25 protein-coding genes and 1 pseudogene are annotated in these 24,675 nt (G+C 64.4%); 21 read left to right on the top strand and 5 right to left on the bottom strand.

The window, feature by feature from the left end:
- The first annotated feature begins 227 nt into the window (after nucleotides 1–227).
- Nucleotides 228–893: a DUF4272 domain-containing protein gene (locus ABID59_RS07985; RefSeq protein ID WP_354083006.1), complete on the top strand. Its 666-nt coding sequence runs from the start codon at nucleotides 228–230 to the stop codon at nucleotides 891–893.
- 245 nt (nucleotides 894–1,138) lie between these two features.
- Here ABID59_RS07985 and erpA read toward each other — a convergent pair whose 3' ends face one another.
- Entirely contained in the window at nucleotides 1,139–1,468 is a 330-nt protein-coding gene (erpA, locus tag ABID59_RS07980; protein WP_354083005.1) for an iron-sulfur cluster insertion protein ErpA, read from the bottom strand.
- A 125-nt stretch (nucleotides 1,469–1,593) separates the two neighbouring features.
- On the opposite strand from erpA, the gene ABID59_RS07975 reads away from it, so the two are divergent.
- From ABID59_RS07975 to surE, 12 genes and pseudogenes are all read left to right on the top strand, one after another.
- A complete protein-coding gene (locus ABID59_RS07975) occupies nucleotides 1,594–2,802 on the top strand; it encodes a deoxyguanosinetriphosphate triphosphohydrolase (RefSeq protein WP_354083004.1) in 1,209 nt (402 codons plus the stop codon).
- Between the two features lie 9 nt (nucleotides 2,803–2,811).
- Nucleotides 2,812–4,602: an arginine--tRNA ligase gene (argS, locus tag ABID59_RS07970; RefSeq protein WP_354083003.1), complete on the top strand. Its 1,791-nt coding sequence runs from the start codon at nucleotides 2,812–2,814 to the stop codon at nucleotides 4,600–4,602.
- Nucleotides 4,603–4,742: 140 nt separating this feature from the next.
- Nucleotides 4,743–6,299: an SPOR domain-containing protein gene (locus ABID59_RS07965; RefSeq protein ID WP_354083121.1), complete on the top strand. Its 1,557-nt coding sequence runs from the start codon at nucleotides 4,743–4,745 to the stop codon at nucleotides 6,297–6,299.
- A gap of 246 nt (nucleotides 6,300–6,545) precedes the next feature.
- Nucleotides 6,546–6,776, top strand: a pseudogene (locus ABID59_RS37395) (beta-hexosaminidase); the annotation flags it as partial.
- An 8-nt stretch (nucleotides 6,777–6,784) separates the two neighbouring features.
- A complete protein-coding gene (locus ABID59_RS07955) occupies nucleotides 6,785–7,624 on the top strand; it encodes a segregation and condensation protein A (RefSeq protein WP_148753768.1) in 840 nt (279 codons plus the stop codon).
- A 21-nt stretch (nucleotides 7,625–7,645) separates the two neighbouring features.
- A complete protein-coding gene (gene scpB, locus ABID59_RS07950) occupies nucleotides 7,646–8,398 on the top strand; it encodes an SMC-Scp complex subunit ScpB (RefSeq protein ID WP_187435146.1) in 753 nt (250 codons plus the stop codon).
- A gap of 171 nt (nucleotides 8,399–8,569) precedes the next feature.
- Nucleotides 8,570–8,806 (top strand): twin-arginine translocase TatA/TatE family subunit, encoded by a 237-nt coding sequence (locus ABID59_RS07945; RefSeq protein WP_092028685.1) that lies wholly within the window; start codon nucleotides 8,570–8,572, stop codon nucleotides 8,804–8,806.
- 88 nt (nucleotides 8,807–8,894) lie between these two features.
- Nucleotides 8,895–9,440: a Sec-independent protein translocase protein TatB gene (gene tatB / locus ABID59_RS07940; RefSeq protein WP_354083001.1), complete on the top strand. Its 546-nt coding sequence runs from the start codon at nucleotides 8,895–8,897 to the stop codon at nucleotides 9,438–9,440.
- Entirely contained in the window at nucleotides 9,437–10,252 is an 816-nt protein-coding gene (gene tatC / locus ABID59_RS07935) for a twin-arginine translocase subunit TatC (RefSeq protein ID WP_354083000.1), read from the top strand. The genes tatB and tatC overlap by 4 nt, the downstream gene beginning before the upstream one ends.
- A 188-nt stretch (nucleotides 10,253–10,440) precedes the next feature.
- Nucleotides 10,441–11,772 carry a serine--tRNA ligase gene (gene serS, locus ABID59_RS07930; RefSeq protein WP_354082999.1) on the top strand — a complete coding sequence of 444 codons (1,332 nt, stop codon included), beginning with the start codon at nucleotides 10,441–10,443 and terminating at the stop codon, nucleotides 11,770–11,772.
- Between the two features lie 95 nt (nucleotides 11,773–11,867).
- The gene (locus tag ABID59_RS07925; protein ID WP_354036967.1) at nucleotides 11,868–12,230 is read left to right on the top strand and encodes a hypothetical protein; all 363 of its coding nucleotides are present in this window, start codon (nucleotides 11,868–11,870) and stop codon (nucleotides 12,228–12,230) included.
- 102 nt (nucleotides 12,231–12,332) lie between these two features.
- Nucleotides 12,333–13,100, top strand: coding sequence for a 5'/3'-nucleotidase SurE (gene surE, locus ABID59_RS07920; protein ID WP_187435147.1), 768 nt, complete (start codon nucleotides 12,333–12,335; stop codon nucleotides 13,098–13,100).
- Between the two features lie 24 nt (nucleotides 13,101–13,124).
- Here the strand turns inward: surE and ABID59_RS07915 are convergent, their stop codons facing one another.
- Nucleotides 13,125–13,496, bottom strand: coding sequence for a response regulator (locus ABID59_RS07915; RefSeq protein WP_148753775.1), 372 nt, complete (start codon nucleotides 13,494–13,496; stop codon nucleotides 13,125–13,127).
- A gap of 240 nt (nucleotides 13,497–13,736) precedes the next feature.
- Between ABID59_RS07915 and ABID59_RS07910 the strand changes: the two genes are divergently transcribed.
- Both ABID59_RS07910 and ABID59_RS07905 read left to right on the top strand, forming a co-directional pair.
- Nucleotides 13,737–14,387 carry a protein-L-isoaspartate(D-aspartate) O-methyltransferase gene (locus ABID59_RS07910; RefSeq protein ID WP_148753776.1) on the top strand — a complete coding sequence of 217 codons (651 nt, stop codon included), beginning with the start codon at nucleotides 13,737–13,739 and terminating at the stop codon, nucleotides 14,385–14,387.
- Nucleotides 14,388–14,496: 109 nt separating this feature from the next.
- On the top strand, nucleotides 14,497–15,885 hold the full coding sequence (locus tag ABID59_RS07905; protein ID WP_354034324.1) for a peptidoglycan DD-metalloendopeptidase family protein: 1,389 nt from the start codon (nucleotides 14,497–14,499) through the stop codon (nucleotides 15,883–15,885).
- A gap of 94 nt (nucleotides 15,886–15,979) precedes the next feature.
- Here the strand turns inward: ABID59_RS07905 and ABID59_RS07900 are convergent, their stop codons facing one another.
- Nucleotides 15,980–16,972 (bottom strand): ATP-binding protein, encoded by a 993-nt coding sequence (locus tag ABID59_RS07900; RefSeq protein ID WP_354082998.1) that lies wholly within the window; start codon nucleotides 16,970–16,972, stop codon nucleotides 15,980–15,982.
- Nucleotides 16,973–17,151: 179 nt separating this feature from the next.
- On the opposite strand from ABID59_RS07900, the gene yajC reads away from it, so the two are divergent.
- From yajC to ABID59_RS07870, 6 genes are read left to right on the top strand one after another with little or no spacing between them, the layout of a single operon-like run.
- The gene (yajC, locus tag ABID59_RS07895; RefSeq protein WP_148753779.1) at nucleotides 17,152–17,520 is read left to right on the top strand and encodes a preprotein translocase subunit YajC; all 369 of its coding nucleotides are present in this window, start codon (nucleotides 17,152–17,154) and stop codon (nucleotides 17,518–17,520) included.
- Nucleotides 17,521–17,567: 47 nt separating this feature from the next.
- Nucleotides 17,568–19,166 (top strand): protein translocase subunit SecD, encoded by a 1,599-nt coding sequence (gene secD / locus ABID59_RS07890; protein WP_354082997.1) that lies wholly within the window; start codon nucleotides 17,568–17,570, stop codon nucleotides 19,164–19,166.
- 10 nt (nucleotides 19,167–19,176) lie between these two features.
- Nucleotides 19,177–20,196 carry a protein translocase subunit SecF gene (secF, locus tag ABID59_RS07885; protein WP_148753781.1) on the top strand — a complete coding sequence of 340 codons (1,020 nt, stop codon included), beginning with the start codon at nucleotides 19,177–19,179 and terminating at the stop codon, nucleotides 20,194–20,196.
- A gap of 60 nt (nucleotides 20,197–20,256) precedes the next feature.
- Nucleotides 20,257–20,640, top strand: coding sequence for an Mth938-like domain-containing protein (locus tag ABID59_RS07880; protein ID WP_148753782.1), 384 nt, complete (start codon nucleotides 20,257–20,259; stop codon nucleotides 20,638–20,640).
- Entirely contained in the window at nucleotides 20,637–21,500 is an 864-nt protein-coding gene (locus tag ABID59_RS07875; RefSeq protein ID WP_354082996.1) for a phytoene/squalene synthase family protein, read from the top strand. The genes ABID59_RS07880 and ABID59_RS07875 overlap by 4 nt, the downstream gene beginning before the upstream one ends.
- A 45-nt stretch (nucleotides 21,501–21,545) precedes the next feature.
- Nucleotides 21,546–22,790, top strand: coding sequence for a threonine ammonia-lyase (locus ABID59_RS07870; RefSeq protein ID WP_148753784.1), 1,245 nt, complete (start codon nucleotides 21,546–21,548; stop codon nucleotides 22,788–22,790).
- Between the two features lie 6 nt (nucleotides 22,791–22,796).
- On the opposite strand, the gene ABID59_RS07865 is transcribed toward ABID59_RS07870, so the two are convergent.
- Nucleotides 22,797–23,975, bottom strand: coding sequence for an aminotransferase class V-fold PLP-dependent enzyme (locus ABID59_RS07865; protein WP_354082995.1), 1,179 nt, complete (start codon nucleotides 23,973–23,975; stop codon nucleotides 22,797–22,799).
- 90 nt (nucleotides 23,976–24,065) lie between these two features.
- Nucleotides 24,066–24,623, bottom strand: coding sequence for a CAP domain-containing protein (locus ABID59_RS07860; protein ID WP_354083120.1), 558 nt, complete (start codon nucleotides 24,621–24,623; stop codon nucleotides 24,066–24,068).
- Between the last annotated feature and the right edge of the window lie 52 nt (nucleotides 24,624–24,675).

Genomic DNA, 24,675 nt, shown 5'->3' with positions numbered 1-24,675 from the left:
GCCTCGGCGCGGTAGCTGATCGTAGGAGCGGCAGCGCAGGAACGGCCGCTACGCGGGCCGTGGCGTGCCCTAGCGTAGAACGGCGCGCCACGGCAGACGAAGATGGGTGCTTCGCCGTCTGGCATGCGCTCCAAGCGGCGGCATGCTCGATCCTGTCGCGGCCGAGGATGCCTCGTGATATTGTACGTTCGGCAACCGTTGGGGGGATTGGCGCGATGAATGGAAGGATGTCAACGGATAATGGAGGGATCTCAGCGGAAGCTATTGATAGAAAGCTCAGATCAGAGAGGATCCTTCAAGCCGAGGGCGTACCTTTCTTTGCCGCATTACCCGTTATTGAGACCAAGGCTGAGGCGCTGAAACGATCTAAAGAAGAAGTCGCGCTACGCACTCTTTGTCTTCTTTTTGTTGCTGCAAAAGGCGAGGGACTTGAGGAAGAATTAGTCGAACGACTTCTAGAAACATACGAACTCCGGCCGCATCTGACTCCCAAGGAACTCGCGTTCGTGCTCGACAATTCCCCTTCGCAGCACGACCGGATTCAATTCACTTGGAGGCACGAAGCCGCCTGGACTCTGCTTTGGGCATTGGGCTTCGTGGCCCAGCTAGGCAAGCCAGATCAGATTTGCGACGTGGAATTCGCCGCGAAGACCATGGCCGAAAGGACGACATCTGAGTTTATCGACGACTCCGAACTTCGTCCGATCGCCGACATTCTTGATCAGGCCGATCTGATCTACAGGTACCACTGGGCTGTCAGAAACGCGCGTACTAAAGGACAGCAGGTACCCGCAGCTCTAGATCCTGGCGTGACGGCAGAAAGACACCACGCTTTGAATTGGCTTATCGGATATGGCCAACAAACGTGGGATCATGTCACCACTCACACCTGACGCCACTGACGAGATTCAAACCTTCTCGAAGGATTGGACTGCGGCAAGGGACGCTTCGGCGTTGGGCCGTATCGACCCGCCCCGTGTGCGCCCGGTCGAGCTCCCCGACCTTGGGGGATCTCGCGATGATGATACATTACCCCTGTTTTGCCCGACGGGTCAACCGATCTTCGCAAAAGCCGAAATACACCGTGCCGGCGTCCCGGCTACTGTGCATGGGGTTGTTTTTCAGATTTTGAGCCGGATCAGATCGAGAAGCTGGTACCGCAGCCGCAGGACGCCGTCGCGTTGGGATTGTTGACGCGGAACGAGGCGCCGATCAGATCGTCGACGAAATCCACCTGCGAACCCGCCAGGAACGGCTGCGAGGCGGAATCGACCAGCACGACCGCGTTCTCCTGCTCGATGATGAGATCGTCATCGGTGCGGTCGCGGTCGATGTCGAACTTGTACTGGAACCCGGAGCAGCCGCCGCCTTCGACGGAGATGCGCAGCATCGCGCCTGTGCCTTCGCCCTTGAGGATCTCCCCAATCCGGCGCGCGGCGCGGTCACTGATGGTCACGTCAGTCGTCATGGCTCGTCTCTCCGATAGGCCCGCAGTCATACCAAATTCACTTGGCCAATTCATTTGGTATCCCTCGTCCGGCATAGTTAAGTGCAAGGATACGCAGAATCAAATGGATAGGGACTAAATTCGTCGTGTCCGTCGGAATGGCAGCCCCCCATGCGCCCTATGCCTGCGACCCCGATCGCAGCCGAGGCCGGCTGGTCGCCGAGCCCCCGAGCCGGACCCGGAGCCCGTTCCGGCGCGATTGCGACCGGGTGATCCATTCCACCGCGTTCCGCCGCCTCAAGTACAAGACCCAGGTGTTCGTGTTCCATGAGGGGGACCATTACCGCACCCGGCTGACCCACTCGCTGGAGGTGGCGCAGATCGCCCGCGCGCTGGCGCGCCAGCTTGGGCTGGACGAGGATCTCACGGAAACCCTGGCGCTCGCCCACGACCTTGGCCATCCGCCATTCGGCCATGCCGGCGAGCGGGCGCTGGATGCCTGCCTGAAGGATTTCGGCGGCTTCGACCACAACGCCCAGGCGCTCCGCGTCGTCGGCTCGCTGGAGCACCGCTATCCCGAGTTCGACGGGCTCAACCTGACCTGGGAGTCGCTCGAGGGCATCGTCAAGCACAACGGCCCGCTGACCGATCGCAGCGGCGCTCCGGTCGGGCGCTACCGCGAGCACGGCATTCCCGTCGGCATCGCCGACTATATCAAGTCCTACGATCTCGAGGTCTGGAGCTTCGCCTCGCTGGAGGCGCAGGTCGCGGCGATTGCCGACGACATTGCCTATGACGCCCACGACATCGACGACGGCCTGCGCGCCGGCCTGTTCCACCTCGATGATCTCAAGGTGATGCCGCTCACGGCGGAGATCATCGCCGAGACCTCGGCGCATTACCCCGATCTCGAAGACGTCAGGCGCGGGGCTGAGCTGGTGCGCGAGCTGATCTCGCATCTGATCGGCGCGGTGTTCGCGGAGGCGAAAAAGAACATCGCCGCGGTCAGCCCGCAATCGGCCCAGGACGTGCGCCAGCAGAGCCGGGCGCTGATCGCGTTCCCCGCCGAGGTGGCCGAGGAGGAGGCCGCCATCAAGCGATTTCTCTATGGACACATGTACCGCCACAAGCGGGTCGTGCGGGTGATGGCGGAGGCGGAACAGATCCTGTTCGACCTGTTCGCAAAATACCTGATATCGCCGGCCGATCTCCCGCCCGAATGGCTGATCGGGGCCGAGGCGGACGACGAGGGCGATCGGGCCCGCCGGATCGGCAATTTCATTGCCGGAATGACCGACCGTTTCGCCCTGACCGAGCACCAGCGGCTCTTTGACTCGACCCCGGATTTGCGTTAGGCGGCGGCCATGCCCGACACATCCTCAGCACCGCATTTGTTCGCCGACGTGCTCGCGCGCGTGCACGCCGCCTGCCGCGCGCTCGCGGCCGAAGCCAACTGGCCCGAGGGCATCGATTTCTCGCGCGTGGTGGTCGAGCCGCCGCGCGATGCCTCCCACGGCGACATGGCGACCAACGCCGCCATGGTGCTTGCGAAAGAGGCAAAGGCAAAACCGCGTGATCTTGCTGAGCAGATCGCCGAGCGGCTGCGCGCCGACGCGCTGATCGCCAAGGTCGACGTCGCCGGTCCCGGCTTCATCAATCTGACGCTGAAGCCCGCCGCCTGGGCCGAGGCGCTGCGGACGGTGCTGCGCGAGGGCGCCGATTACGGCCGCGTCCGCGGCGGCTCCAAGGTCAACGTCGAATACGTCTCGGCCAATCCGACTGGGCCGATGCATGTCGGCCATTGCCGCGGCGCCGTGTTCGGCGACGCGCTGGCGAGCCTGCTCCAATTCGGTGGCCACGACGTCACGCGTGAATATTACATTAACGATGCCGGCGCGCAGGTCGACGTGCTCGCGCGCTCCGCCTTCTTGCGGTATCGCGAGGCGCTCGGCGAGAACATCGGCGCCATTCCGGAAGGCCTCTATCCGGGCGATTATCTGAAGCCGGTGGGTGTGGCGCTGGCCGAGGAGCATGGCGACAAGCTCCTCGCGATGAGCGAGGCGCAATGGCTGCCGACGGTACGGTCCAAGGCGATCGGGATGATGATGGACGAGATCAAGGACGATCTCGCCGCGCTCAATATCCGCCACGACGTGTTTTTCTCGGAGCGCTCGCTGATCGAGAGCGGCAATAACAAGGTTGCCGAGACCATCGACTTCCTGAAGGCCAAGGGCGACATCTATGAAGGCCGCCTGCCGCCGCCGAAGGGCGCGCCGGTCGAGGACTGGGAAGACCGCGAGCAGTTGCTCTTCAAGGCAACCGCCTACGGCGACGATGTCGATCGTCCGCTGATCAAGTCGGACAATTCCTACACCTACTTCGCCTCCGACATCGCCTACCACAAGAACAAGTTCGACCGCGGTTTTGCGGAGATGATCGACGTCTGGGGCGCCGATCATGGCGGCTACATCAAGCGCATGCAGGCGGCGGTGAAGGCGACGACCTCTGGCAAGGGCGCGCTCGACGTCAAGATCGTCCAGCTCGTGAAGTTGCTGCGCAACGGCGAGCCGGTGAAAATGTCCAAGCGGAGCGGGGACTTCGTCACTTTGCGTGAGGTGGTGGATGAAGTCGGCCAGGACGCCGTCCGCTTCATGATGCTCTACCGCAAGAACGACGCCGTGCTCGACTTCGACCTCGCCAAGGTCATGGAGCAGTCGCGCGACAACCCGGTGTTCTACGTCCAGTACGGCCACGCCCGCGGCCACTCGATCTTCCGCAACGCGCGGGCGGAGGTGTTCCCGGAACTCCCGGAGGATGCCGACAAGCGGATCGCATGGCTCAGCGAGTCGTACGTGGAACGGCTGTCGGACCCCGTTGAACTCGACCTTCTCAAGCGCCTTGCAATTTATCCGAGGATGCTGGAAGCCGCCGCGGCGGCTCACGAGCCGCACCGTATTGCCTTTTATCTCTATGACTTAGCGAGCGAATTTCACGCACTTTGGACGAAGGGGCGCGATTTGCCCTATTTACGCTTCATTATCAATAATGATGCAGTTCTAACAAAGGCGCGGCTGGCCATGGTTCAGGGCGTCGTCTCTGTCCTGGCATCGGGCCTCGCCATCCTCGGCGTCCATGCTCCGGACGAGATGCGGTAGTTTGGGGCGAACTACTTAAGGGGAATATTGGGGGTACCGGCAGAAGCCGGATCGCTTAGACTTGGTTGAAAGCCTTGTGGGTCGAAAGCCGCGCCTTGGTCGAGGGGCGCGCGGCTTTCCCGAAGGGACGCATCATCACGATGGCCGATCGATATCACGACAGACCGTTTCCGTCCGACGACTATGGCCGCGGCGCCGACCAGCATGGGAAGGCGGAAAACGATCCCTTGGCTGAGCTCGCCCGCCTGATCGGGCAGACCGATCCGTTCGCAGCACAGGGCCGCCCGGGCGCGCGGCCGGCCGCAGCGCCAGCACAGACTTATCAGGACGAAGATTATTCGCAGGACGGCTATCGGCAGGAATATGCCGAGCAGGCTGCCCCGACTCAGCCGGGTCCGCCGTCATGGATGCGCCGCGCCAACGTGCAACCGCAGCCGGCGCCCGAGCCTGACTATCCCGTCGCGGTGAATCCCGTTCATCCGCTGCATCGCTATTCAGCCCAGCCGGCTGCGCCGGAGCCTGAGTTTCATCAGCCCCAGACCTATCAGGATCAGGCCTATCAGGATCAGGCTTACCAGCATCAGGCCTATCATCAGGAGCAGGCCCAGGACCAAGCCTACGAGGCGTCATCCGAGCAGCCCGATTCGGCGCGTTACGATGATGCGCTCTACGGGCGGCTCGAGTCGGGTGAGCAGGATTTTCAGCGTGAGCCGGCCTATCCGGACGACCCTTACGCGTTTCAGAGCGACTATCCCGAGGCCGATCTCGACGAGCCCAGGAAATCGCGCGGCGGCATGATGACGGTCGCCGCGATCCTCGCGCTGGCCGTGGTCGGAACTGGTGCTGCCTTCGCCTACAAGACCTATATCGGATCGCCCCGCAGCGGCGAGCCGCCGATCATCAAGGCCGACAACACGCCGACCAAGATCGTGCCCGCGCCGTCGGACTCCTCGGCCAAGGTGCCGGACCGCATGGTGAGCGGCGACGGCAGCGAGAAGATCGTGCCGCGCGAGGAGGCGCCCGTCGACGTCAATGCCAAGGCGGCCGGTCCGCGCGTGGTGTTTCCGCCGCTGAACCAGAATGCGAACCCGCCGCCGGTTGCGAGCGTGTCGCTGTCCAACGTTCCGCCACCGAATGCCGGTCCGGTCCCGAGCAACGGGACGATGCCGAACAGTGCGCCGCGCTCGGTCAAGACCGTGGCGGTGAAGGGTGACCAGACCGACAGCGCCGCGCCGCAGGCCGCCGCGTCATCAGCGCCCAAGCCGGCCGCGCCGCCGAAGCCGGTCGCTGCACCAGCCGCGCCGCGTACGCCGCCGACTTCGGCCAATGCCAGTGCCAACCAGCCACTCTCGCTGGCGCCGCAGGCTGCGCCGGCCCAACCGCCGCAGCGTATGGCCGCGACCAATCCGACCCAAATTGCACCCACGCCCAGCGGCGGTGGCGGCTTCGTCGTGCAGGTTTCCTCGCAGCAGAGCGAGGATAGCGCCGCCGCGTCCTACAGGGTGCTGCAGAGCAAGTATGGCAGCGTGCTCGGCGGCCGCTCGCCGGTCATCAAGCGCGTCGATCTGACCGATAAGGGCAAAGGTATCGTCTACCGCGCCTTCGCCGGACCGTATGGCTCGGCCGACGAGGCGGTGCAGGCCTGCAACAATCTGAAGTCGGCTGGCCTGCCGTCCTGCTTCGTCCAGAGGAATTAGCGGCCGTTTCCTTGACCCCCTGCCGGGGCAGGGTTAATCGGCCCCATGAGCACGCGGGCCTTCAATACCGGCGTATCCGGAATGGAACTGACCGCCGCCGAGCTGGCGTTTGGCCGTGCCGAATGCCCACGGGATTTCATTCGCTTCAGGCGTAGCATCGAAATCTCGACGCAAGTCACCGTACTGCTTGAGGAATTGGTGGTTGCGGGCTTAAGCGCGGCCAATCTCGGCAGTCTCAGCATTCCCGTGGATGGCGCCGCCGCCCCCGCCCATCCGGTGACGACTTCTGCGACAATGATTGCTCAAGTGATTCGCAGCGCAATTGGGTTCCAGGGTTTGTTAATGAGTAATGACGTGCCGATGAACGCGCCGGCGGGCGGAATCGCCGAGCGAATTCGCGCCATGTTCGCGGGCGGCTGCGACACGACGCTTCACAGCAATGACAATGCGGAACTGGACGCATTGACCGCAACCACGGCATCCGCATGACCGCAGAAATCCTATCGTTTGAAACCGGGCGGCCCGCAGAGCTGGCCGAGGGCGAGCCGGCGTTGGTGGTCGATGTCGAGGGCTATGAAGGCCCGCTCGATCTCCTGCTCGCGCTGGCGCGGCAGCAGAAGGTCGATCTCGCCAAGATCTCGATCCTGGCGCTGGCCGACCAGTACCTTCACTTCATCGAAGCTGCTCGAAAAATCCGCCTCGAGCTTGCCGCCGACTATCTCGTGATGGCCGCCTGGCTTGCCTTCCTGAAGTCGCGCCTGCTGCTGCCGGAGCCGCCGAGTGCGGAAGGTCCGAGCGCCGAGGAAATGGCGACCGCGCTCGCCAACCGTCTGCGCCGCCTGGAAGCCATTCGCGAAGCCGCCAACCGGCTGATGAACCGGCAGCAATTGCTGCGCGACATTTTTCCGCGCGGCGAGCCCGAGCAGATCGCCGAGATCCGGCATCCGAAATACACGGCGACGCTGTATGACCTGCTCACGGCCTATGCTTCACAGCGCCAGTCGCGCGTGCTGGCGAGCGTGCATCTGGCCAAGCGCACGGTGTGGTCCCTCGCCGAGGCGCGCGCCACGCTGGAGCGGCTGGTCGGCAGCATCACCGACCAGGATGACTGGGGCGTTCTCGACGACTTCCTGGTCCGCCACGTCGCCGATCCGACGCAACGCGCGACGGTGTTCGCCTCGAGCTTCGCCGCCGCGCTCGAGCTGGTGCGCGAAGGTCAGCTCGAGCTGAACCAGAAAGAGGCGTTTGCGCCCATCTATTTCCGGAAGGGGCGTCCTAAACCGGTTCCGGACGCAGCTCCTGCGCCCGATGCGCCGGTCGCTTAAGTGCAAGAAGGAGAATCTGCCATGGCAAGCCTGGCTGAAGTGCGGGTAGATGAGGCCGAGCCGATGGAGAACGAATCCCAGGCGCGTCCCGAAGAATTGCGGCTGCTGGAAGCGCTGCTGTTTGCTTCGAATGAACCACTGGATACGGCGACGCTGGCCAAGCGCATGCCCGAGGGCGTCGACATCAAGGCCGCGCTCGAGCAGCTCCAGGCCGACTACGCCTTGCGCGGCGTGAACCTCGTGCGGGTCGCCAACAAATGGACGTTCCGCACTGCCGGCGATCTCGCCTGGCTGATGACCCGCGAGAGCACCGAGACCCGCCGCCTGTCGCGTGCGGCCATCGAGGTTCTGGCAATCATCGCCTATCACCAGCCGGTGACGCGTGCTGAGATCGAGGAGATCCGCGGCGTCGTCACCTCAAAGGGCACGCTCGACGTGCTGCTGGAGACCGGCTGGATCAAGCCGCGCGGTCGTCGCAAGACGCCTGGCCGTCCTCTGACCTTCGGAACCACCGAGGACTTCCTCTCGCAGTTCACTCTGGAACAGCTCGGCGACCTGCCGGGTCTGGAGGAGCTGAAGGGTACGGGACTGCTGGATTCGCGGCTGCCGACCGGCTTCAGCGTGCCGACGCCATCGGATGATCCTCAGCTGCGCGAGGACGAGGACCCCCTGGAACCGGGCGAGGACCTCGATCTGGCGCTGGCGCCTGCGGTCGAGCCCGAGACGCCGCCGGAAGGCGGCAATGAGGGCGGCGAAGGCGGGAACGAGGAGTGATCCTCCGGTCGCTTCTGCGGGCCGCCTGCGACCAGTTAACACTAGGCAAGATTACGTAGCGCCAACAGCGAATTGGCGCTGCCTTGGTCCTTGTTTTTGAGGCCTGCGAAGCCTAGGTTTCGGTGAAGATCGGCCGGGGGTCCCGGCGATGCGCGTTTGGAGGGTTGCAGGATGGGTTCACTTAGCATTTGGCACTGGATCTTGGTGATCGCAGTGGTCCTGCTGCTGTTCGGCCGTGGCAAGATTTCGGATCTGATGGGTGACGTGGCGCAGGGCATCAAGGCCTTCAAGAAGGGCATGCAGGACGACGACAAGGTCGCTGACAAGCCCGCCGAGCCGTCCAAGTCCATCGAGCACAATGCGGCGCCGACCGCGGCGCGATCCGACGTCGGCAGCAAGGCCGTCTGAGCCAGGAGCACGCGAGACACGGGTAGCGGCCCCGATCCTGCGCGTGAGGGATCAGGCCGATCGTGATTTCGCGTGAACGGAAGACGTCATGTTCGACATCGGGTGGAGTGAACTGGTTCTGATCGGGGTCGTGGCCCTGGTCGTCATCGGCCCGAAAGAGCTGCCGGGCGTGCTGCGCATGGTCGGTCAATGGATGGGCAAGGCCCGAAAGATGGCCGCCGAATTCCAGGGCCAGTTCCAGGAAGCGATGCGCGAGGCCGAGATGGCCGACCTCAAGAAGAGCTTTGACGAGGTCAAGGAAGCCGCCTCCGGTTTCGCCGGCAACAATTTGATGACGTCGCTCCAGAAGGACGTCAGCGACGCCCTGCGCGTCGATGCGCTCGACAAGCCGGCCGAAACCAGTACGTCCGTTGCCGTCGAGGCTCCGGCGACTTCAAGCGAAGTGCCGGCAACTTCAGGTGAAGCGCCGGCAACTCCAACGACTCCGGAAGCCCCGACGCCCGAGACCTTTGTGGAAGCCGAGGCGCATGCGGCGGTGAACGAGCCGCTCGCGATCACTCGCGAGGTCGAACCGGTTGAGGTTACCCAGGACACCGCGCCATCCGAGGCGATCAAGGACGCCAAAGCGTCATGAGCGACGCCGATATCGAGGCCAGCAAAGCCCCGCTGATGGATCATCTGATCGAGCTGCGCTCGCGACTGATCAAGGCGCTGCTCGGCTTCGGCCTTGCCTTCATCCTCTGCTTCTTCTTCGCCAAGCAGATATTCAACGTTCTGGTGTGGCCGTTTGTACTGGTCGCTGGCGGCGGGGATGCGTCGAAATTCCAGTACACCGCGCTGCTGGAATATTTCGTCACTCAGCTCAAGCTCGCGCTGTTCGGCGCCGGCTTCATCTCGTTCCCGATCGTCGCAACCCAAATCTACAAGTTCGTGGCGCCCGGCCTTTACAAGAATGAGAAGCAGGCCTTCCTGCCGTATCTGGTCGCGACCCCGTTCTTCTTCGTGCTGGGCGCCGCGCTGGTCTATTTCGTCGTGCTGCCGATGCTGGTCCGTTTCTCGCTCGGCATGCAGCAGGCCGGAAGTGACGAGACCGCGCAGATCCTGCTCCAGCCAAAGGTCGGCGAATATTTATCGTTGGTGATGTCGCTGATCTTCGCCTTTGGCATCGCATTCCAGCTTCCGGTTATCCTGACGCTGCTCGGGCGGATCGGCATCATCACGTCAAAGATGCTGCGCGAGAAGCGCCGCTATTTCATCGTCGTCGCCTTCATCATCGCGGCCGTGCTGACGCCGCCTGATGTGCTTAGCCAGTGCTCGCTGGCGATTCCGCTGCTGGCGCTCTACGAGGGCTCGATCATTGCGGTCTCGATGGTGGAGAAGAAGGCGGCCGCCTCGCAGGCCACGACCGGCACCGACGTGTCGACGCCGCCGAATCCGGCCGAGTAGGGCGCCTCTGTGTCATTCCCCGCGAAAGCGGGGAATCCAGTACGCCGTGGCCTCTCGGAGAATCACCCCTGTCTCTGGAATACTGGATCGCCTGCTTTCGCCGGCGATGACGCCTGTGGTAGTGGGAAGCGCTGTGCACCCCGCCAACACGCGCTTCGGCCATTGCACGCTGATTCAGGACCACCGCCATGCACGACATCAAATTGATCCGCGACAATCCGCAAGCCTTCGACGCCGGCCTCGCCCGGCGGGGCCTGAAGCCGCTGTCGGCGTCGCTGCTCGCGATCGACGAGCGGCGGCGGGCGTCGATCCTGGCCTCCGAGCAGGCACAGGCGCGGCGCAATGCGGCGTCCAAGGAAATCGGCGACGCCAAGAAGGCCAAGGACGAGGCGCGTGCAGCCAAGCTGATGGCTGAAGTCGCCGAGATCAAGACCACGATGCCGGAGCTCGAGGCTGCCGCGAAAACGGCCGACGATGAGCTGACCAAAGAGCTGTCCGCGATCCCGAACATTCCGTTCGATGAAGTGCCCGATGGGGTCGACGAGCACGGCAACGTCCAGCACCACGTGTTCGGTGCCAGGCGCAACTATGGTTTTGCGCCGAAGCTGCACGACGATCTCGGCACCGCGCTCGGCTACATGGATTTCGAGGCGGCGGCAAAACTCTCCGGCGCGCGCTTCGTCGTGCTGAAGAAGGGCCTCGCGCGCCTTGAACGCGCGATCGGGCAGTTCATGCTCGACCTGCACACGAATGAGCACGGCTACACCGAGATCAACCCGCCGCTCTTGGTGCGCAACGAGGTGATGTTCGGCACCGGGCAATTGCCGAAATTCGAGGATGACCAGTTTTGGGCGATCAAGGGCGAGCTGCTCGCTTCGCCCGATCATGAGCGGCTGAAGACCGAGCGTCTCGGCCTGATCCCGACGGCGGAAGTCTCGCTCACCAACCTCGTCCGCGAATCCATCCTCGACGAGAAGCAACTACCAATGCGGCTGACTGCGCTGACGCCGTGTTTTCGCGCGGAGGCGGGTGCCGCAGGGCGTGATACACGCGGCATGATCCGCCAGCACCAGTTCACCAAGGTCGAGCTGGTCTCGATCACGACGCCTGAAACCAGCAAGGACGAGTTGGAGCGGATGCTGTCCTGCGCCGAGCAGGTGTTGCAGAAGCTCGACCTGCACTATCGCGTCATGACGCTCTGCGCAGGGGATATGGGTTTCTCGTCGCAAAAAACCTATGACATCGAAGTCTGGATGCCCGGGCAGGGCGACGGCGGCATGTTCCGTGAGATCTCGAGCTGCTCGGTCTGCGGCGATTTCCAGGCGCGGCGCATGGATGCGCGTTCGCGCGGCCCGGACGGCAAGCCGCGCTTCGTGCACACGCTGAACGGCTCCGGTACGGCGGTCGGCCGCGCGCTGATCGCCGTCATGGAGACTTATCAGCAGGAGGACGGCTCGATCGCCGTTCCCAGCGTGCTTCAGCCCTATATGGGCGGGTTGAAAGTGGTCGCGCGCGAATAATTCTCGTTGCCCGCCTGAAACGCAGAAACGTTTGGTTGCGAAGATCGGGCGGCCGGTTATCCTGCCGGCCATCCGTCAACGCGAACCGACCGTCCATGGCCTTGCACCGCGACATCTTCTGGGTCGGCCGACAATGGGCGGTGACCGGTTCCGGTATCCAGGCCGTCGACCAGCGCTTGCGTGGCGTGCTGGACATCGACATCGCGCGGCTCTGGGACGACACGCATGTGCAAAGCCGGCGCGCCAAGCCGGGCGTCAATGTCGAGGATTTTGACACGGCGGTAACGGTAGCGCGTGAGCGCTTTCCAGAGACGCCCGTGTCGGCTCCATTCGTTGCGCAGCTGAAGGCGCTCGGTGTGATCGAGACACCCGTCGTCAGCCCTGTCGTGCCGGCGATGCAGCTGCGCGCGGAGGGCAAGCTTGCGCGCTTCCTGCCGCAATGGCGCGTCCGGCGTTAATTGCGCCCGGCGTTAATAATGCGTCGGGCCTGGATACCGGTTTGCCTGATCCGCCATAGCGGGATAAGACGGCCTGACCCAGCTCAGGAATCGACCACCGGCATGCGTATTCTCTGCACCAATGACGACGGCATCCACGCTCCCGGCCTCAAGGTCGTGGAGGAGATCGCGCGCGCGCTGTCCGACGACGTCTGGGTGGTCGCGCCCGAGCTCGACCAGTCCGGCGTGTCGCATTCGCTGTCGTTGAACGATCCGCTGCGCCTGCGCGACGTCGGGCCGCGGCACTTCGCGGTGCGCGGCACGCCGACCGACTGCGTCATCATGGGCGCGCGCCACATCCTCGGCGCCAAGCTGCCCGATGTCGTGCTCTCCGGCGTCAACAAGGGCCGCAACGTTGCCGAGGACGTGGTCTATTCCGGCACCATCGCCGGTGCGCTCGAAGGCACCATCCTGGGGATCCCGTCATTCGCGCTATCGCAGGAGTTCAGCGTCGAGACGCGCGAGCGGCCGCCGTGGGACACCGCGCGCAAATTCGGTCCCGACATCCTGCGCAAGGTGATCAAGGCCGGCATCCCGAAGGACACCGTCATCAACGTCAACTTCCCGTCCTGCGCGCCCGAGGATGTGCTCGGCATTCGCGTCACGCGGCAGGGCAAGCGCAATCTCGGCTTCCTCAGGATCGACGAGCGCAGGGACGGCCGCAACAATCCTTATTTCTGGATTGGCTTCGAACGTGCCGCGATGATGGACATGCCGGCCGCAGGCACCGATCTCGCGGCGCTGCGCGAGCGCTATGTCTCGGTCACGCCACTGCGGCTCGATCGTACCAATGAAGCGTTTTCCGAAGAGCTGAGCGCGACGCTAAAGTGAAGATGATTTGGAAGTAGAAGCTAGCTAGCCGGTGCGAAGCGCGGCTTCGATGGTCTTGCCGAGCGCGTCGAGCTGAAACGGCTTCTGCAGCGCTGGCCGGTCGCGATATTGCTCGGGCAGGCCCGACGAGCCGTAGCCGGTGGCAAAGATGAACGGGCAGCCCTTTTCCCTGATGAGATCGGCAACCGGCGAAATGACCTTGCCGTTGACGTTGACATCGAGGATGGCGATGTCGAACTCGGTGGCTTGGACCAGCCGCAGGGCCTCGTTGATATCGCCCGCTTCCGCCGCGACCTTGTAGCCGAGCTCCTCCAGCATATCCGCGACCATCATTCTGATCATGACCTCGTCCTCGACGAGGAATACAGAGCGGCCCGAAAGCCCGGTCGCGGTCATTGTCGTTGAGTCCTTGCCCATCTCCGGAAAACGTTCGCAGATAACATGAATCGACGCAATGCGCGTTTCGGCCGGCGGACGCGCGGAAATGCGTTTGCGGCTGGCCCGCTGCAAGCCGATTTGTGGTCAAATACCGCAGCGAAAGGCTATCATAGGTTCCTGAGCAGGAACAGGATTCTTGCCCGGGCCTGAGCGACGCGTGCGACGATCCGGCCCTCTGACGAGACGATATAAGCAGCGATGACCTCCAACCAGCCCCCGCCGGAAAAGATGATGTTTCAGCTCACGCTGAGGCGTCGCGGCATCAGCAATCAGACCGTGCTGCGGGCCATGGAAGAGGTGCCGCGCGATCTGTTCGTCGAAGCGTCCGATCGCGACGCCGCCTATCGTGACAGCGCGTTGCCGATCGCCTGCGGGCAGACCATCAGCCAGCCATTTGTCGTCGCCTACATGACCGAGCAGCTTCAGCTCCAGAAGCAGCATCGCGTGCTCGAGATCGGCGCCGGCTCCGGTTATCAGGCCGCCGTGCTGTCGCGGCTTTCGCGCGAGGTGCTGACGGTCGAGCGCTACCGCAAGCTTGCGGACGCCGCGCGCGCCAGGCTTGAAAAGCTCGGGTGTCACAATGTCGAGGTGATGCTGGGCGATGGCCTCAATCTGCCACCCAACATCGGCCCGTTCGACCGCATCATCGTTACCGCCGCGGTGGAGCAGATTCCGGAGAACCTCGTCGAACGGCTCGAGGTCGGCGGCATCCTGATTGCGCCGGTCGGGCCGCATCAGGGCGTGCAGACGCTGACCCGTCTCAGCCGTACCGAAGCCGGGATCGAACGCAGGGAACTCGTGGAGGTCCGTTTCGTGCCGGCGCTGCCCGGCGTGGCGCGGGAGCTGTAGAATTCCGGATCGGCTGTGCTGCCAACATCTTATTGGGAGGGTTAAGCCGTTATTTACTCGCGACGTGTTTACTTAAAAGACCAGTTCTGTTGCGTACGAGTGAGTAACCATGTCTGTTGTCGCCGAGTTGCTTTACTCGCGCCGCGTACCGCAGGTCGCGGTGCTGGCGCTGATTTCCTTCAGCTTCGCAGGGTGCAGTGCCGACATGCAGTCGAGGCTGTCCCAGTCGAACTTCTCCAATCCCTTCTCTGAATCGACCGGTTCGGTCCAGCAGGCCCCGCCGCCGCAGCGTGAGCTGCCGCAATATGCACGGCCGCAGACCCAGCCCGGCTACTATCAGTCTCAGGCCTTGCCGCCGCCGGCTGTCGCTGCGCCGCAATCCTATCCGGTTGCGTCGGGTGGGGGCGTCTCCGGAGGCGGTCGCGGCCTCGGCTCCTACACGCCGCCGGCTCAGCCGCGTCTTGAAGCCACCGGCACCGTGCCGCCGCGCTCAGTTGCAGCTGCCCAGCCCGTCGGCGGAACCAAGATCATCGTCGGCACCAGCGACACGCTCGACGTGCTCGCCAAGCGCTACCATGTGAGCCCGCAGGCGATCATGGCCGCCAACGGCTACAAGGGGCCGCGCGCGCTCTCGCCTGGCCAGCAGCTGGTCATCCCGCATCCGGGTGCAACGGCTGCTGCACCGGCGCCGGTCACGGCTCCGGTTGCGGCGGCTCCCGCAATGGCGAAACCGGTTGCCGCCGTCGCTGCGCCATCGAGCTACCACTTCGTCAATCACGGTGACACGCTCGCCAGCATCGCGCGCAAGAACCATATCTCCGCGGCCGAGCTCGCTCGCGCCAATGGTCTCGAGCCGTCGACCAAGCTGAAGCTCGGCACCAAGCTGACCGTGCCGGGCGCCAAAACCGCAGCGGTTGCCGCTCCGCTTGCTCCGGCGCCTGTCGCCGCGGCCCCCGTGGCGGCTGCGCTGCAGCCGGTTGCGGCCGCTCCCGCACCGACCACCAGGATGGCCGCTGTTGCCCAACCCGCGCAGAGCGCGCGCCTGGCTCAGGCCACCACGAATATCGAAGAGAAGGCCGCCGAGACGCCGGCGAAAGCGGCAGAGACCACCAGCTCGTTGCCGACCTTCCGCTGGCCGGTGCGCGGCAAGGTGATCACGAGCTACGGCGCCAAGACCAACGGCAAGTCCAATGACGGCATCAATGTCGCGGTGCCCGAGGGTACGCCGGTCAAGGCGGCAGAAGACGGTGTCGTTGCCTATTCCGGCAACGAGCTGAAGGGCTACGGCAATCTCGTCCTGGTTCGGCACTCCAACGGCTACGTCACCGCATATGCCCATGCGAGTGAGCTGTTGGTGAAGCGCGGCGATCCCATCAAGCGCGGTCAGGTCATTGCCAAGTCGGGTCAATCCGGGGAGGTGGCGTCGCCGCAGCTCCACTTCGAGATCCGTAAGGGATCGAGCCCGGTTGACCCGCTTCAATTCCTGAACGGGGCGTGAGGCCCTAGGGCCTCGCTTCCACATCAAGTCGAGCCCAATGATCGCCCGCCTTGTGCGCAGCGCACTGGAGCGGGCGATCATGTTTTTGAAGACGCTACTTGGTCGCGAGCTTCACGCCGAGCCGTCCGGCCAGCTCCTGCACGAATTGCCAGGCGACACGGCCCGAGCGCGAGCCGCGCGTCGTTGACCATTCCAGCGCCTCGCGCTCCAGCGCCTCATCGTCGACCTTGACGCCGAAATGGCCGCAATAGCCGCGCACCATGGCGAGATATTCGTCCTGGCTGCAGCGGTGGAAGCCAAGCCACAGGCCGAAGCGGTCCGACAGCGAGACCTTTTCCTCGACCGCTTCGCCGGGATTGATCGCGGTCGAGCGCTCGTTCTCGATCATCTCGCGCGCGAGCAGATGGCGGCGGTTGGAGGTGGCGTAGAGGATGACGTTCTCGGGCCGGCCCTCGATGCCGCCTTCGAGCACAGCCTTGAGCGACTTGTAGGATGCATCATTGCCGTCGAAGGAAAGGTCGTCGCAGAACACGATGAAGCGGAAGGATGAGGCGCGCAGTTGCTCCATCAGCGCCGGCAGGCTCTCGATGTCCTCGCGGTGGATCTCGATCAGCTTCAGCTTGTCGGCGGGTTTGCGGTCGGCGTTGATGCTGGCGTGAGCCGCCTTCACCAGCGAGGACTTGCCCATTCCGCGCGCGCCCCACAGCAGGGCGTTGTTGGCGGGCAGGCCGTTGGCGAACCGCTCGGTGTTCTCCATCAGAATGTCGCGCACACGGTCGACGCCCCTAAGCAGGAATAGCTCGACGCGGCTGACCCGCGGCACCGCAGCAAGGCGGCCGTCGGGGTGCCAGACATAGGCGTCCGCCTGTTTGAACGACTCGCGCGCGACAACCGGGTTGCCCTGGGCGGCGAGGTGCGCCGCAATGGTCTCCAGTGCGCGGACGATGCGCTCCTGGGAAAGGTCCTGGGAGGCCTTGAGGGCCGCCCTTGAGACTGCCTTGGGGCGTTTTGCCGCGACCTGGGCGGGCTTGGTGGCAGGGGTACGGGGGCCTTTGCCGGCCGGGCTTTTGCTTGGTTTTTTGGGCATGTCCGAAGTTCCTGAGAATGCAGCCTTATCGGGCCTGATGGCCGGCCGCAAGGTGGCCAAATCGACGGTCTGGCAGCGTTGCAATTGGGGCAATGGCCGCTATAGTCCGCGCGAATTTGACCGGACCGGTCGCCGCAAGGGCCTGACCGGCTTCCCCTGTTTCCACAAGGATCGTCCGAATGTTCATTACCCCTGCGTATGCCCAGGCCGCGGGCGCCGGCGACACCAACAGCATGTTGATGTCGCTGCTGCCGTTCGCCCTGATCTTCGTGATCATGTACTTCCTGATTCTGCGCCCGCAGCAGAAGAAGGTGAAGGACCACGCCGAGCTCGTGAAGAACATCCGCCGCGGCGACACCGTCGTGACCTCGGGCGGCCTGGTCGGCAAGGTCACCAAGGTGGTCGATGACGACCAGATCGAGTTCGAGATTTCCGACGGCGTGCGCGTGCGCCAGATGCGATCGATGATCTCGGGCGTGCGCGCCAAGGGCGAGCCGGCCAAGGACAGCGCGAAGGAAAGCGCCAAGGACGACGCCGCGGCGAAGTAAGCGCTTCCGCGAGTCTCTCAAATCTCCTGATCTGACAGGTCCAGTCGATGTTGTATTTCACGCGGTGGAGGGCGCTCGGGATTATCCTGACAGCGCTGATCGTGTGCCTCTGCGCGGTCCCGAACTTCTTCCCCGAAGCGCAGGTCAAGACCTGGCCCGCCTGGGCCCAGCGCCGGCTCGTGCTCGGCCTCGACCTTCAGGGCGGCTCCTATCTGCTGCTCGAGGTCGATGGCAATTACGTCAAGAAGGAAAAGCTCGACCAGGTCCGCGACGACGTCCGCCGCGCGCTGCGCGAGGCGAAGATCGGCTATACCGGCCTCGTGACCCGCGGCGACACGGTCGAGGTCCGAGTCAAGGATACCGATCTCCAGGCCGCGCTGACCAAGCTGCGTGACCTCTCGCAACCGATCGGCGGACTGCTCGGGTCGAGCACCCAGCGCGACCTCGACATATCCGATGCCGGCGGCGGGTTGATCCGTCTGGCGCTGTCGCAGCCTGCCATGGTCGAGCGCATGCGCAAGACCATCGAGCAGTCGATCCAGATCGTCGAGCGCCGCGTCAACGAGCTCGGCACCGTCGAGCCGGTGATCCAGCGTCAGGGCACCGACCGCATTCTGGTGCAGGTCCCGGGCCTTCAGGACCCGACGCATCTGAAAGAGCTGCTCGGCAAGACCGCCAAGATGGAATTCCGCATGGTCGACACCTCGGTGCCGCCGGACCAGGCGCAGCGCGGTGGAGTGCCGCCGGATTCTGAGCTGCTGATGAGCCAGAACTCGCCGAAGGTGCCTTACGTCGTCAAGAAGCAGGTGCTGGTCTCGGGCGCCGAGCTCACCGATGCGCAGCCCGGATTTGACCAGCGCACCAATGAGCCGATCGTCTCCTTCCGCTTCAACTCCACTGGCGCCCGCAAATTCGCGCAGGCCACGCAGGAGAACGTGGGGCTGCCGTTCGCGATCGTGCTCGACAACGAGGTGATCTCGGCGCCTGTGATCCGCGAGCCCATCACGGGCGGACAGGGGCAGATCTCGGGCAGCTTCACGGTCCAGGCTGCCAACGATCTTGCGATCCTGATGCGCGCCGGCGCGCTGCCGGCGCCGCTCACGGTGGTCGAGGAGCGCACCGTCGGTCCGGGCCTCGGCCAGGACTCGATCGAGAAGGGCGAGCTGGCGGCCTATGTCGGCTCGATCATGGTCATCGTGTTCATGCTGCTGACCTACCGGCTGTTCGGCGTGTTCGCCAACATCGCGGTGGCCATCAACGTCGCAATGATCTTCGGCCTCTTGTCGCTGCTCAACGCCACGCTGACGCTGCCCGGCATCGCCGGCATCGTGCTCACCGTCGGCATCGCGGTCGATAGCAACGTGCTGATCTACGAGCGCATCCGTGAGGAGCTGCGCAGCGGCCGCAACGCGATCTCGGCGATCGACGCCGGTTTCAAGCGAGCGCTCGCGACCATCCTCGATTCCAACATCACCACCTTCATTGCCGCCGCGGTGCTATTCTATATCGGTACCGGCCCGGTGCGCGGCTTCGCCGTGACGCTCGGCATCGGCATCATCACCACGGTGTTCACCGCCTTCACGCTGACCCGGCTGATCGTCGCCGGGTGGGTGCGGTGGAAGCGGCCGCAGAGCGTGCCGATCTAGGAGCCTGACCGTGACTCACATTGTTCTCATCGGGCTCGGCATCCTCATTGCTGTCCTCACCGTGGTCTCGGTGTTCGGCCTGCTGCCGTCGCTGCGCATCGTCCCTGACGATACGCATTTCGACTTCACGCGCTTCCGTCGCATCAGCTTCCCGATCTCGGCGGCGCTGTCGATTGTCGCCATCACGCTGTTCTTCACCCATGGCCTGAATTTCGGCATCGACTTCCGCGGCGGCACGCTGCTGGAGGTGCGGGCCAAGTCGGGCACCGCCGACATCGCGGCGATGCGCACGACACTGGATGGCTTGCGCCTGGGCGAAGTCCAGATCCAGCAAATCGGCGGTCCCGCGGACGTCCTGATCCGTGTCGCGGAGCAGCCGGGCGGCGACGCCGCGCAGCAGGAAGCCGTGCAGAAAGTCCGCACGGCGCTAGGCGATTTCTTTGAATATCGCCGCGTCGAAGTGGTCGGCCCGCGCGTCTCCGGCGAGTTGCTGGCCTTCGGCATGCTCGGCCTGATGCTCGCAATCGTGTCGATCCTGATCTACCTCTGGTTCCGGTTCGAATGGCAGTTCGCGCTCGGCGCCATGATCGCCAACGTGCACGACATCGTGCTGACCATCGGCTTCATGTCGATCAGCCAGGTCGACTTCGATCTCACCAGCATCGCGGCGCTTCTGACCATTCTCGGTTATTCGCTCAACGACACCGTCGTCATCTATGACCGCATCCGCGAAATGCTGCGGCGCTACAAGAAGATGCCGATGCCGCAGCTGCTCAACGAGTCCATCAACTCGACGCTGTCGCGCTCGATCATCACCCACTTCACGGTGACGCTGGCATTGCTGGCGCTGCTGCTGTTCGGCGGTCATGCCATCCACAGCTTCACGGCCGTCATGATGTTCGGCGTGGTGCTGGTGGGCACCTACACCTCGATCTTTATCGCAGCCCCGATCCTGATCTATCTCGGCGTCGGCGAGCATCGCGAAGACGCAGTCGAAGTGACTACGCCGGCGAAGAAAAGCAAGGCGTGATCCGAACCGCAGGCCCTCGCATGAGTTTGCGAGGGCAGTCAGCCCATTCGGACGAAGCTCATGGCCGGCGATCCCAACGCTCCCCATTTCCCACGCTCGGCGCCGATCGAGGCCTATGGCAAGGGCGGTTTTGCCTTTGCCGGCATGTCGCATCGGGGTTCGCTGCTGTGCCTGCCTGACGCGATCTGGGCCTGGGACGTGACCGATCCCGCCAGGATCGACCGTTATTCGCTGGATCGGGTTTTTGCGGCCGCCAACAGCATCGACACGCTTCTGGTCGGGACCGGAACCGGCGTCTGGCTGCCGCCGCCGGAGCTGCGCCAGGCGCTGAAGGCGGTGAGGGTGGTGCTGGACACCATGCAAACCGGGCCGGCCGTGCGCACCTATAACATCATGATCGGCGAACGGCGCCGCGTCGCGGCTGCGCTGATTGCCGTACCATGAGCCGCGCTATGACGCCGCCGGACGCCGTGACATTTTGCGCCGACCTCGTGCGCAGCCACGACTTTCCACGCTATGCCGCGACCCTGTTTGCGCCCGCCGCCGAACGTCGGGCGCTGCTGGCGCTCTACGCCTTCAATGTCGAGATCGTCCGCGTCCGCGATCAGGTGAGCCAGCCCTTGCCCGGCGAAATCCGCTTTCAATGGTGGACCGATCTGTTCTCGGGCCTCGTTCACGGCAGCGCCGAGGGCAATCCGGTGGCGGCCGAGCTGTTGCGCGCGATCCGCGATTTTGACCTGCCGGTCGAGCCGTTGTCGCTGCTCGTCAACGAGCATCAGTTCGATCTCTACAACGATCCGATGCCGACCATGACAGCGCTTGAAGGCTATCTGGCGGCGACGTCTTCGGCCTTGTTCGCGCTCGCGGCGCGGATCTTGGGCGAAGCTTCGGATGCGAGCGAGCACCTCGCGCGGCACGCCGGGTTGGCGCAGGGCATCGCGCAGGTGATCGCGAACCTCCCGCGGGACTCGGCCCATCGGCAATTGTTCCTGCCGCAGCAATTCCTGACCGGCCATGGCTGTGGCATCGAGGACGTGTTCGCCGGCAAGCAGACGCCGCATCTGAATGCCGTGCTGGATCAGCTCATGGACGAAGCACGGCAGCATCTGGCGACGGCCTCATCCCTGCTGGCGCAGGTGCCGCCGTCGGCGCGGGCGGCATTCCTGCCGCTAAGCCAGGCGCGGGCCGATCTCGATCGCCTGTCTCGGCCGGGGCGCAATCCTTTCGCGCCGCAGCCGGTGTCGCGGTTGCGCACGTTGTGGACGCTGTGGCGGGCTTCACGATCCCGGGAATTTACCAAATAGCGGTTGGCTTATCGCCCGAGACGGCCGAATGCTCTATGCTGTCCCATGGCTGAATTGTCCCAAACTGCAGTCCCCGATCTGAGCGGCATTCCGGTCGCACCTGGCGACATTCGAGCCGCCGCTGAGACCATCCGCGGTGCCGTCGTCGAGACGCCCTGCAGCTACAGCCGGACGCTGAGCAACATTTACGGCTGCGAGCTCTGGCTCAAATTCGAGAACCTCCAGTTCACATCGTCGTTCAAGGAGCGTGGCGCACTGAACCGGCTCACGGCGCTGACGCCGGAGGAGCGGGCGCGCGGCGTCGTCGCCATGTCGGCGGGCAACCACGCGCAGGGTGTCGCCTATCATGCCAAGCGGCTCGGCATTCCCGCCACGATCGTCATGCCGGTGGGCACGCCGATGGTGAAGGTCGAGAACACCAGGCATCATGGTGCCGAGGTGGTCGTCACCGGCGCGACGCTGGAGGAGGCGGCTGCGTTTGCGCGAAGTCACGGTGAAGCCCGCGGCATGATCTTCGTCCACCCCTACGACGATCCGCTGGTCATTGCGGGGCAGGGCACGGTCGGGCTGGAGATGCTCCAGGCGGTGCCGGAGCTTGATACGCTGGTCGTCCCGATCGGCGGCGGTGGCCTGATCAGCGGCATCGCCATTGCGGCGAAATCGATCAAGCCGTCGCTGCGGATTCTCGGCGTCGAGGCATGGCTCTATCCCTCGATGTACAATGCCGTCCATGGCGGCAATCTGCCGGCCCGCGGCGATACGCTCGCCGAAGGCATCGCGGTCAAATCGCCGGGCAAGATCACGACTGAAATCGTCCGCAGACTGGTCGACGACATCGCGCTCGTCAACGAAGCCGAACTCGAGCGTGCAGTCGCAACCCTGATCTCGATCGAGAAGACGGTCGTCGAGGGCGCCGGCGCCGCGGGCCTTGCGGCGATCATGTCCGATCCCACGCGCTTCGCCGGCGAGAAAGTTGGTCTGGTCCTGAGCGGCGGCAACATCGACACAAGGCTGATCGCCTCGGTGCTGACGCGCGAACTCGCGCGTGAGGGACGGCTGACGCAGCTCTCGCTCGATATTCCTGACAGGCCAGGCCAGCTGGCCGCGGTCGCCGCGCTGCTGGCGGAGGCCGGCGCCAACATCATCGAAGTCTCGCACCAGCGAACCTTCTCGGACCTGCCGGCCAAGGCCACGCTGCTGCAACTCGTCATCGAGACCCGCGACAGCGCACATCTCGACGAGGTCATGGCCAAGCTCGGCGCATCCGGACTGAGCGCGCGCTGCACCTGAGCCCCTCTATCGCGGCGCCAGACCCGCGAGGTGGGCGATCAGCCGATCGATCTCGGCTTCCGTATTGTAGTAGTGCGGAGACGCGCGCACGACCACCGGCAGCGCGCGGACTTCGGCGTCGATGCGAGTGCTCGACGGATGCGAGGCGCCGATGGTGATGCCGGCCGCGGCGGCGCTGCGGACGATCGCGTCCGCCTCATGCCCCTCCATCGTGAAGCTGACGATCGCGCCCGGCGCATCGCCGAGGTCGCGAACGGTGATGCCGCTGATTGCGCCGAGGCCATTGCGGAGACGGCCCGCCAGCAGGCGGCAGCGCTGCTCGATCGGGCCGAGGCCGATCGCCAAGGCGTAATCGACGGCGGCGCCGAGGCCGAGCCGGGCCGTGTAATTGTTCTCCCAGGTCTCGAACCGGCGGGCATCGTCGCGGAGCTGATAGTGCTCCCGCGAGACCCAGGGCGCCGCAAAGTGGTCGATCATCGGCGGTTCAAGCTGTTGCAGTACCGGCTTGCGGACGTAAAGGAAGCCGGTACCGCGCGGCCCGCGCAGGAATTTGCGCCCCGTGGCCGACAGCATGTCGCAACCGATCGCTTCGACGTCGACCTGCATCTGGCCGACCGCCTGGCAGGCATCGAGCAGATAAGGAATGCCGCGTGCGCGCGCGATTCTGCCGATGGCTGCGGCGGGATTGACCAGCCCGCCATTGGTCGGAACCCAGGTGATGGCGATCAGCTTCACGCGGTCGTCGATCATGCGTTCGAGCGCCTTGATGTCGAGTTCGCCGGTCGCGTCGCTCGGCACGACATCGATGACCGCGCCTGTGCGCTTGGCGACCTGCAGGAATGCGACATAATTGGCGGCGTATTCCGCCTCGGCGGTCAGGATCCGGTCGCCGGCGCGAAACGGCAAGGCATAGAACGCCATCTGCCAGGCGACTGTCGCGTTCTCCATGAACGCGATCTCTTCCGGAGAGGCATTCAGCAGTCGCGCCACCGAGCCGTAGACCGCATCAAGTCGCTCTGACTCGCGGTCCGCGGCGGCATAGCCTCCGATCTCGCTCTCGAGATCGATATGCTGCTTCATCGCTGTGACAACCGCCGTCGGCATCAGCGCCGCGCCGGCATTGTGGAGATAGGCGAGCCGGGAGGCGGCAGGTGTATCGGCTCGTATTCGCTCGATGTCGATCATCTGCACCCCCACGTCTTGCGATCTCTGCGCTTGAAATAGACGCGCCTGAGAACGCGAGCAAGATGGCGGGTCGCGAAGCCAGGCTTGGCCTCAGATGCAGAGGCCCAGCAGCTTGATATGGCAGTTGCTGGATTTGGGCTTGCTGGCGGACGTAACCTCGCGTTTCACGGCCACCAGCGGCTCGCGGTCCTTTCTGCCTTTGCCCGGCTTCGGCTCGTAGTCGCCGGCGATCACCATGGCCCAATAGGTGCGCTTGCCGCTGGCGTTCTTCGCGCTGGCGATCCCGACACGGGAGGCGTTGTGCAGCAGCAGGTTCTTGCGGTGCCCGGAGGAATCGATCCACTGTCCGAGCGTCTTCTCGAAATTGTCGTAGCCATAGGCAATATTCTCGGCGGCGCGGCCCGCTCTCGATGGCGCGACGCGCTTGTTGAACGGGCCGAGGGCGTCGTGGCTGAGATCATCCTTCTCCGCCATCGCACGGGCTTGGTCTATAGCAATGCGGTCGAGGGTTGTGTCGCGTACGACGCGGCCCTCACCGTGCTTCAGCCGGAAGCTGGAGATCTGTTCGGCAGGGGACTCCGCGGCCATCACGGGTGCGGCCGCCAGCAGCACGAGACCTGCGATCAGCAGGGCCGCGCAGCGCCTCATGGTCCCCCAGCGATTCATCGTTCCCCAAGTCAGCGTGATCCCCGGCTTCTCC

This window comes from Bradyrhizobium sp. S3.3.6, from assembly GCF_040546905.1.
Classification (GTDB): domain Bacteria; phylum Pseudomonadota; class Alphaproteobacteria; order Rhizobiales; family Xanthobacteraceae; genus Bradyrhizobium; species Bradyrhizobium cytisi.
The sequence above is the reverse complement of the archived record's forward strand: the minus strand, read 5'-3'. Positions and strand labels throughout refer to the sequence as shown.

Bases quoted from the DNA above. Each gene is read 5' to 3' on its own strand.
- erpA (WP_354083005.1), bottom strand. From the start codon at position 1,468: ATGACGACTGACGTGACCATCAGTGACCGCGCCGCGCGCCGGATTGGG.
- argS (WP_354083003.1), top strand. From the start codon at position 2,812: ATGCCCGACACATCCTCAGCACCGCATTTGTTCGCCGACGTGCTCGCG.
- ABID59_RS07900 (WP_354082998.1), bottom strand. From the start codon at position 16,972: ATGCCCAAAAAACCAAGCAAAAGCCCGGCCGGCAAAGGCCCCCGTACC.
- surE (WP_187435147.1), top strand. From the start codon at position 12,333: ATGCGTATTCTCTGCACCAATGACGACGGCATCCACGCTCCCGGCCTC.
- secD (WP_354082997.1), top strand. From the start codon at position 17,568: ATGTTGTATTTCACGCGGTGGAGGGCGCTCGGGATTATCCTGACAGCG.
- tatC (WP_354083000.1), top strand. From the start codon at position 9,437: ATGAGCGACGCCGATATCGAGGCCAGCAAAGCCCCGCTGATGGATCAT.
- ABID59_RS07860 (WP_354083120.1), bottom strand. From the start codon at position 24,623: ATGAGGCGCTGCGCGGCCCTGCTGATCGCAGGTCTCGTGCTGCTGGCG.
- ABID59_RS07925 (WP_354036967.1), top strand. From the start codon at position 11,868: ATGGCCTTGCACCGCGACATCTTCTGGGTCGGCCGACAATGGGCGGTG.
- ABID59_RS07945 (WP_092028685.1), top strand. From the start codon at position 8,570: ATGGGTTCACTTAGCATTTGGCACTGGATCTTGGTGATCGCAGTGGTC.
- ABID59_RS07865 (WP_354082995.1), bottom strand. From the start codon at position 23,975: ATGATCGACATCGAGCGAATACGAGCCGATACACCTGCCGCCTCCCGG.
- ABID59_RS07985 (WP_354083006.1), top strand. From the start codon at position 228: ATGTCAACGGATAATGGAGGGATCTCAGCGGAAGCTATTGATAGAAAG.
- ABID59_RS07870 (WP_148753784.1), top strand. From the start codon at position 21,546: ATGGCTGAATTGTCCCAAACTGCAGTCCCCGATCTGAGCGGCATTCCG.
- ABID59_RS07955 (WP_148753768.1), top strand. From the start codon at position 6,785: ATGACCGCAGAAATCCTATCGTTTGAAACCGGGCGGCCCGCAGAGCTG.
- ABID59_RS07880 (WP_148753782.1), top strand. From the start codon at position 20,257: ATGGCCGGCGATCCCAACGCTCCCCATTTCCCACGCTCGGCGCCGATC.
- ABID59_RS07905 (WP_354034324.1), top strand. From the start codon at position 14,497: ATGTCTGTTGTCGCCGAGTTGCTTTACTCGCGCCGCGTACCGCAGGTC.
- yajC (WP_148753779.1), top strand. From the start codon at position 17,152: ATGTTCATTACCCCTGCGTATGCCCAGGCCGCGGGCGCCGGCGACACC.
- scpB (WP_187435146.1), top strand. From the start codon at position 7,646: ATGGCAAGCCTGGCTGAAGTGCGGGTAGATGAGGCCGAGCCGATGGAG.
- tatB (WP_354083001.1), top strand. From the start codon at position 8,895: ATGTTCGACATCGGGTGGAGTGAACTGGTTCTGATCGGGGTCGTGGCC.
- serS (WP_354082999.1), top strand. From the start codon at position 10,441: ATGCACGACATCAAATTGATCCGCGACAATCCGCAAGCCTTCGACGCC.
- ABID59_RS07915 (WP_148753775.1), bottom strand. From the start codon at position 13,496: ATGACCGCGACCGGGCTTTCGGGCCGCTCTGTATTCCTCGTCGAGGAC.
- ABID59_RS07875 (WP_354082996.1), top strand. From the start codon at position 20,637: ATGAGCCGCGCTATGACGCCGCCGGACGCCGTGACATTTTGCGCCGAC.
- ABID59_RS07965 (WP_354083121.1), top strand. From the start codon at position 4,743: ATGGCCGATCGATATCACGACAGACCGTTTCCGTCCGACGACTATGGC.
- ABID59_RS07910 (WP_148753776.1), top strand. From the start codon at position 13,737: ATGACCTCCAACCAGCCCCCGCCGGAAAAGATGATGTTTCAGCTCACG.